Annotated in this window: 4 protein-coding genes; 3 read left to right on the top strand and 1 reads right to left on the bottom strand. The window is 43.0% G+C overall.

The genetic code is table 11. The features are described from left to right. Positions 1-134: 134 nt before the first annotated feature. Both nblB and AC5JM2_RS36285 read left to right on the top strand, forming a co-directional pair. The gene (gene nblB / locus AC5JM2_RS36290; RefSeq protein WP_495841128.1) at positions 135-800 is read left to right on the top strand and encodes a phycobilisome degradation protein NblB; all 666 of its coding nucleotides are present in this window, start codon (positions 135-137) and stop codon (positions 798-800) included. An 858-nt stretch (positions 801-1,658) separates the two neighbouring features. Next, a complete protein-coding gene (locus AC5JM2_RS36285; RefSeq protein WP_495841126.1) occupies positions 1,659-1,859 on the top strand; it encodes an NblA/ycf18 family protein in 201 nt (66 codons plus the stop codon). A 457-nt stretch (positions 1,860-2,316) separates the two neighbouring features. Here AC5JM2_RS36285 and AC5JM2_RS36280 read toward each other — a convergent pair whose 3' ends face one another. Next, complete coding sequence (locus AC5JM2_RS36280; protein WP_495841124.1) at positions 2,317-4,077, bottom strand: serine/threonine-protein kinase; 1,761 nt, start codon at positions 4,075-4,077, stop codon at positions 2,317-2,319. 558 nt (positions 4,078-4,635) lie between these two features. On the opposite strand from AC5JM2_RS36280, the gene AC5JM2_RS36275 reads away from it, so the two are divergent. After that, the gene (locus AC5JM2_RS36275) at positions 4,636-8,358 is read left to right on the top strand and encodes a CHAT domain-containing tetratricopeptide repeat protein (protein WP_495841122.1); all 3,723 of its coding nucleotides are present in this window, start codon (positions 4,636-4,638) and stop codon (positions 8,356-8,358) included. Position 8,359: the final 1 nt, after the last annotated feature.

The following is an 8,359-nucleotide window of genomic DNA, read 5'->3' as shown; positions in this document are numbered from 1 at the left end:
GAACAGGGAACAGGGAACAGGGAACAGGGAACAGGGAACAGGGAACAGGGAACAGTTATCAAGCCAAAATGAGCTGATGACTGATAACTGGTTAACTATTTTTTGAAAACATTTTTGAAAATTAGGATAATTAAATGAGTATTACTCCTGAATCTGTCAAGCAACTGCTGGAATCTCAAGATTTAGGCGATCGCTTGCGAGCAGTCAACCAAATTCGTCAATTAGAGCCAAAGCTAGGTTTTGAGTTGGTTCAAAATGCCGTAAATGATAGCAATTCCCGTGTACGGTACTCAGCTGTGAGTCAGTTGGATACCCTGGGTAAACAAGATTTAGATTTATCTCTAAACATATTGCGCGATCGCTTGCTCAATGATCCCGAAGCTGATGTTCAAGCAGCCGCAGCAGATTGTTTGGGTGCTCTTGGGCTGCGTGAGGCTTTTGACGATTTACAACAACTCTACCAAACCAGCAACGAGTGGATTGTACAATTCAGCATCATCGCTACACTCGGAGAGTTGAACGATCCAAGAAGTTTTGAGTTGCTAAAAACGGCACTTTCTTCAGAAAATGATTTAGTCAAAACTGCAGCCATTAGTTCTTTTGGCGAATTGGGAGACTTGCAGGCTATTCCCTTGTTGGCTCCCTATGCAACAGATCCAGATTGGCAAGTGCGCTATAGGCTGGTACAAGCCTTAAATCGTTTAGGCGGTACAGATGCAAAATCCATCTTGGAAACTTTGGCGAATGATGAAGTAGAAGCTGTTGCAACTGAAGCCAAAAAATCTTTAACTGAAGCTTGAAGCATCTGGCTTTAGCATGACTGAACCATGCTGGGGAGCCAGTGCGTTGCGGGGGTTCCCCCCGTTGTAGCACCTGGCGTGAGCAGGGAGCAGTGAGCAAGGGAGAAAGAATTACCCTGCGATATTGGTACAAGCCCCTAAATTAATTTTTTGAATAAAAAAAGATTGACAGACAGACGCGCAGCCCGATTCAACAAGGCATCCACAGCCTAAGATTTCTGGATTCATCTTAATGGTTTTCTCCCCCTCTCCCTGCGCCCTTCCCCTCTGCCTCTTCGGTGACTCAGTGAACCGTATTGCTCCATACCATTAAAAATTTGTTCATACTGAGCTTTTTTCCTGTTTACAGTTTGATACATATACTTATAGCCTCTTAAGTTTCTAACTCAGGAGGCTAATTATCTTATTTTGTGTAATTGACATCTTGCACTCAATGAGGTAGAGCGAATATAATTCATTCTTACCTACCTGAAATACCCTAAAGAAACAGGGTTTGTGGGACAAGAGCGCAATAGCTTCTGTCTATATCAGTGTAGTTATGTAACAATTTCTACATTTTTAAACAGCCCGAATCTAAAACTAGGGAAAACTAAGGGAGTTTCTCCAAAAAAAGGGTTCAAAAACCCATATTTTCCCGGAATCTGCCTCAACAAACTTGGGATCTATATCAGTTGGCTTAACCAACAAGGTCTCACAACCGAAAAATTACCCATTAGGGTATGGGCAATTTGTCAAACTATTGTTATCGTTCGTAATACGGAGGTAAAAATATTTTGGACAAATAAAAATTTAGCTATATACCCTATTAGTTCAGCCGACGGCTATATCACCTTTACTTTTTCTTTTTAGGAGTTCATCATGAATCAACCAATCGAACTGAGCCTCGAACAGCAATTCAACATTCACTCATTCGCCACTCAGGTGCAGCATATGAGCCACGACCAAGCTAAAGACTTTTTAGTCAAGCTCTATGAGCAGATGGTACTTCGGGAAGCGACTTATAAACAGCTTCTTAAGCACCAATGGGGAATAGACGAAGGATCGACCTGGGCAGCATAGAGTAGTAGCGCCGCCATAGTAGGCGACCTCCTTCTCTTGCTAACTTCCAAGAAGGAAAGGAGCTGGGGATGCCGGGGCGTCAACTTAGATGATCAACTACGATTAGAGATTTTACCAACGATCATTCATCTTTTGCAAGTGAGTTTCACTTTGTGACGTATATCGTTTTGCTTAACATTGGGCCACACTCGCTTTACGCATCTACGACACTCCGCTGCTACTAAATTGCAGGTTTGGAGGATAAATGCCATTGCACGTGTTTTCCATCAACTAGCGTTTAACTAGTCTAGCTCATGTAAACACAGTCATTAGTTTACTCTAAATTCCATTATTCATCCTCTTTGTATTTATATTTCTTATAACTTAGTTCATGATTGTATACATATCTTGTTAAAAAAAGTTTACAAAAGGATGGAACGATGGTGTAGAAATCACACGGGTGAGTAGTATATTCCTTTCAGCCGAAAAGGTCAAATGATGAATCTGTATCCATTGCTTGTATCTTTGCCAAAATATGGGGTTTGATCTTTTCATACTCAGTTTTAAGTAAAGTTTTACTAAATTGTGGTTCGGCAGAAGATACCAGCTTGTTGCTCATCGTTACCCAGTGATGTAACCACAGGCGTTGTGTAGAAGCAATACTTGAGAATAATACATCAACACAACGATTTGGTGTCTCCCGAGTAAAGAACAGTATTGGATAGTAACCTGTTTGTCTGAGTAGGCGAGTGATTTTTTGCCCGAAAGTTGTTTTGAGATCAATGTAGTATGTTAGCCATTTTGCACCATGCATAGCGTTGTAGATGAGGGTAATCCATAGCAGCATGGGGTGAGGAGAAGTTATAAAAAGAAATTGATTATAGCGCTTACAAACCAAACGCTTTTGAATTTCCAAATGCGGTAGCATCACCCACAAGGCAGGTAGTACCTTACCATTCAAACCCAGAGGACTAGGAAAGACGATATCGGCGATCGGTTTATTCGAGGGCCAACAAGCTTGCTGTACAATTTCCTGTATCAATCCAGATGATAGCGTCACTGCTTGGCTGTTGTCGTCATACTGAGTTGAATTCAAAGATAGTATGTGGGGTGACGATGAGGAAGGAGCAAAAAAGCGAGAAAAGGATATTTTTTCAGACTCCCACACTTCCACACTCCCTGACTCTCTGACTGTGTGAGTCTGGGTTCCTCCCCCATTTCTAAATGCTATTTCTGAACGCAACTTGGTATCAACATCTGTTTTGATTAAGACAGAGACAGTTGGAGCTTGATTTATATTTGGCAAAGTTTCACTTGCGCGAGAGCCCCAAAGGGGCGGCTCCAGAGGAGCATCGCCCTGTTCTAAAGATCGCAGAACCTGAAGAATTTCGTTTATACTTTGGGGACGTGAGCTTGGTGTCTTAGCCAAACAACTCATAACCAAATTTTTCACACTCTGTGGTAGCTCTAGATTGGGTGCAACTTCAGCAAAGGAACGTGGTTGCTGATAGTGGTGTACTTTGTACCATGCTCCAAAAGAGTTGGTTGATGCGACTAGGGGAATTTTGCTTGTAAGCATCTCAAACATCATGACTCCCAAACTATAAATGTCAGCACGGTTATCTAATTCCTGACCGTCTATCTGTTCGGGAGAAGAATAAGCAAGAGTGCCTAAATAGTAGTCAGTATAGCTGCTATCGGCATGTAGTAACTTGGCAATACCAAAATCTAGAACTTTGACTAATTCGCCGAAACTATGGTCTTGAATGACCACTATATTACTGGGCTTAATATCGCGGTGAATAATTGGACATATTTTCCCTTGTACAAAGATACCATTATGAGCGCACTGTAATCCCAAGCAAATTTGACGCACCAAATTCAAAAATCTTGGTAAAGAGAGTGGTTGGTGGCGGATGATATTGCTCAGACTGCTTCCTTGCAAGTATTCCATAACATAGAACGGAGTATCATTCTCGTCTACGCCATAGTCCATGACTCGGACAATGTGGATGCTTTTCTGTCCAAGGATGGCACAGGTTTTTGCCTCTTGCTCAAAGCGTTCTTGCACTCGCAGATTTTGATTTTGGGTGGATAGAGCCAGAAACTTCACAGCAACAGGTACGCCACCCAACAAAATGTCCTTAGCACGATAGACTCTACCCATTGCTCCAGTACCAATTATCTCCTGGAGTTCGTAGCGTTTGCCGAGTAAACGACCAATGTTGGGATCTGACATAAATCGATTCCAATGTTTAATAGTAGAAAACCCTGACTTGAAAATAGGGAACAGGGAACAGGGAACAGGGAACAGGGAACAGGCTAAGAGGTATTTTCATGTGTTCTGGTGAGGCAGTGCGTTGGGGAGCCAGTACTGCAGGAGGGTTTCCCTCACTTGGTATCTGGCGTTCGGGTTTCCCGACTTGTAGACGCCGGAGGCGGCTTCCCGAAGGGTAGCAACTGCCGTTAGCGAAGCGGAACCGAAGGTTCTCCCCGAAGGGTGTACGCAGTTCATGATGGCTACTTTGCTGACAGTTTGTAAGTTAATAAAGACAAAATTGCTAGTGTTTTCACTAAAATAAACGGTATAAAAAAGTTAATTTATTTTAAATTATACTCAAAAACGCCCAAAAAATCTACGTTGTACGTGTAATAAATAGTGCGAACCAGCAGTGACAGTAAGTAGAGAGAATTTCCAACCGCCTTGCCCTGGAGATGATACAGCTATACGGAAACGCAAACAGCGAATGTGTAGTCTATAACTAAATATTCTTTTTTGTGTTAAAAGTGTCACACCATGCCAGTCATCACGATTCGGGAAGAAGAGAAAACCGACACCGGCTTTGAGGTAACTCTGAGATTTGAAGAGGAAGAATATTCACTTACAATCACTAACCCATTCACTTCTAAAGAAGAAAGAGAACTGGAGTGGTATTTTGAAGAGTGGCTGGAGTTTCCCTTTAGCGACACGATCATAGCCGAAAGGGCAGCCGCCAGTATTAAAAAGTATGGGGAAAATTTATTTAACCAAGTTTTTAGAGATAGAGATGCTTATAGTCAATATCAGCGGCTACGCAAAGGGCATAATCCCCTACAGATAGAAATTGTCGGGAAAACTCCGGACTTTCAAGCACTGCACTGGGAAGCTTTGTGGGAACCTGGCTATCCGCGACCATTGGCGGTAGACTGTGTGATGGTGCGTAGGAATGTAAAACGTGGGGCAAAGCAGGCGAACATTCCACAGTCACCCGTGATTAATTTACTGGTGGTGACAGCACGACCGAATGAAGAACATGATGTTGGTTATCGTACCATTTCGCGATCGCTGATTGACGCGATAGAGAATAGTCAGTTGGCGGTGAATGTGGAATTACTGCGCCCAGGTACTTATGAAGCACTAGCAAGACATCTGGAAGAAAAAGGCGCGGGGTTTTATCACATCATCCACTTTGACACCCACGGTGCGGTGATGAAATATAAGGATATCCAAAAAGAAACCGCAAATCCTTATGCTTATCAGTTGAGATGGGGACGTAATGATTTGCAACCTTACGACGGAGTGAAGGCGTTTCTGTTTTTGGAAGGAGAAACCAAAGGCGATGCAGATCCGGTGGAGGCGACGGAGTTGGCGAATCTGCTGACGGGTAAGGAAATTCCTGTGTGTCTTCTCAATGCTTGTCAGTCGGGGAAGCAGGTTTCTTCTACTGCTTCTTTGCCTCCAGGGCAAGGGGGAGATTACAGAGAAACCAGTCTCGGAAGTCAGTTGATGGCTGCAGGGATGCAGATGGTAGTGGCGATGGGGTATACCGTCATGGTGGATGCTGCCAAGCTGATGATGCAGCAAGTTTATGCTCATCTTTTTGATCACAAGGATATCAGCGAAGCGATACGCCTCGGCAGGTTGGAACTTTTTAATGACAAGAAGCGCAAAGCTTATTTCAACAAGCACATTGATTTGGAAGATTGGTTGCTACCTGTGGTTTACAGCAATCAAGCGGTGAAGTTGAACCTGCGAGAATTCACGCCACAAGAAGAAGAGCAATTTTGGCAAACTGAAGGTGAAAGATATCGCTTCACGTCGCCAGAATATGGATTTTTCGGGCGAGATTTGGAGATTCTCAAAATTGAAAAGTCATTGCTGCGACACAATATCTTGCTGTTGCAGGGAATGGGGGGAACAGGTAAAAGCACTCTGCTAAGATATTTGCGCCAATGGTGGCAGACGACGTGTTTTGCAAAAGATATCTTTTATTTTGGGTATGACGAGAAGGCGTGGAATTTAGAGCAAATCATCTGGGAGATTGGCAACAAGATTTATGATAGGTTTGACAACTTTCATCGGATGCTGCCAGAAGCCAAAAAGCAAAAGTTACTAAAAACACTCCGCGCTGAATCTTGTATTTTGATTCTGGATAATTTGGAATCGGTGACTGGGCAACCGCTGGCGATTCAAAATACTCTACCAGAAACAGAACGCAACCAAATCAAAGATTTTTTGACGCGATTGATAGGCGGAAGAACGCGGGTGATTCTGGGTTCCCGCAGTCGTGAAGATTGGTTGCAAGCAACGACTTTTAAAAACAATATTTATGAATTGCAAGGGCTAGACAAAGAAGCACGTTCTGACTTAGCACAGGCAATTCTCCAACGCCACGTCACAGAAAAACGTATTCCCGTTATTCGTCAAGACGAAGATTTTCAGAAGTTGATGAAACTGTTGGCGGGGTATCCTTTGGCGATGGAAGTCGTGCTGGCGAATTTTAAAAACCAATCGCCCAAGGAGATTCTTTCGGCGTTGCAGTCGGCTGATGTGAAGTTGGATACGGGGAGTGAGGAGAAGACGACAAGTATTCTCAAATGTGTAGAATATTCCCACAGCAATCTCTCACCAGAGGCGCAAAAGTTACTGTTGTGCTTGGCTCCTTTTAGTGGGTTTATCGACCGTAGGGATATTCCAAACTATATCAAAAAATTGCAAACACAGGAAGCATTCAAAGATTATCATTTTGATAAGTTTGATGAGGCGATTCAAGAAGCAATTAACTGGGGTTTGCTTTCACCGATGAACCTCACCCCCAGCCCCTCTCCTACAAGGAGAGGGGGGGAAGAGGATTCACCGTTTCTGGCAATTCAACCTGTATTCCCCTACTTTTTGAAAACTAAGTTAGAGGTTCTTGATGATGCTACCCGTGAAACTTTGCAAGAGGGATTTAAAAAGCACTATCAAGATTTGGCAGATTATTACAATGAATTGATGGAATCCAAGAACGCGCAAGAGCGGCAAGGGGGTATAAACTACTGCAAATTTGAGTATGAAAATCTCTACAATACGCTGGAAATCTGTTTGGATAACCAAGAGAGTATCAGCATATATTTTTGTTTAAAAAAATACTTTGAGTTGATTAACGATAACCAAAGTAACCTGAAGTTGGCAGAAATAGTTTGTCAACGTTTGGAAAAGTATTCACAAGCATTTATCCAGGGAGAATCAGGTTATCAGATACCATTGGCAATTGCAAGACTGGGTAATTGTCAACTGCAAACGAAGCAGTACCAGCAAGCAAGAAAGTCCTACGAAAAGACTTTGGAAATTTGTGATGTACTTGGAGGTGTAGAAGAAAGAGAAAAACAACTTTGGAAAGCTGACACCTACCACCAGTTGGGAGCAGTAGCCCAACAATTGCGAGAATTTGATGAGGCAAGGCGCAATTACCAACAAGCTTTGCAAATCAAAATCGATTTTGGCGATCGCTACTCAAGTGCAGGCACTTACCACAACTTGGGAGCAGTAGCCCAAGAGTTGCGAGAATTTGAAGAAGCAAGGCGCAATTACCAACAAGCTTTGCAAATCAAAATCGATTTTGGCGATCGCTACTCAAGTGCAGGCACTTACCACAACTTGGGAGCAGTAGCCCAAGAGTTGCGAGAATTTGAAGAAGCAAGGCGCAATTACCAACAAGCTTTGCAAATCAAAATCGATTTTGGCGATCGCTACTGGTGTGCTGGCACCTACCACCAGTTGGGAGCAGTAGCCCAAGATTTGCGAGAATTTGATGAGGCAAGGCGCAATTACCAACAAGCTTTGCAAATCTATATCGATTTTGGCGATCGCTACTGGTGTGCTATCGTCTACAATAACTTGGGGTATGTTGCCCAAGATTTGCGAGAATTTGAAGAGGCAAGGCGCAATTACCAACAAGCTTTGCAAATCTATATCGATTTTGGCGATCGCTACTCAAGTGCTCGCACCTACCACCACTTGGGAAAGGTAGCCCAAAACTTGCACGAATATGAGGAAGCAAGGTGCAATTACCAACAAGCTTTGCAAATCTATATCGATTTTGGCGATCGTTATTTAAGTGCTTACACCTACGCGGAATTAGGATTGCTTGCAAAAGCAGAGGAAAACTACACCGAGGCGAGGGCTAATTTGCAGAAAGCTTTGGAGATATATGTTGAGTATAAGGATGAATATAGGGCTGAGCAAGCACGAGAGATATTAGAGAGATTACCAGAGTAGT

Source organism: Brasilonema angustatum (assembly GCF_059505445.1).
Note: the sequence above shows the minus strand (reverse complement) of the source record. Positions and strands in the feature narration are given on the sequence as shown.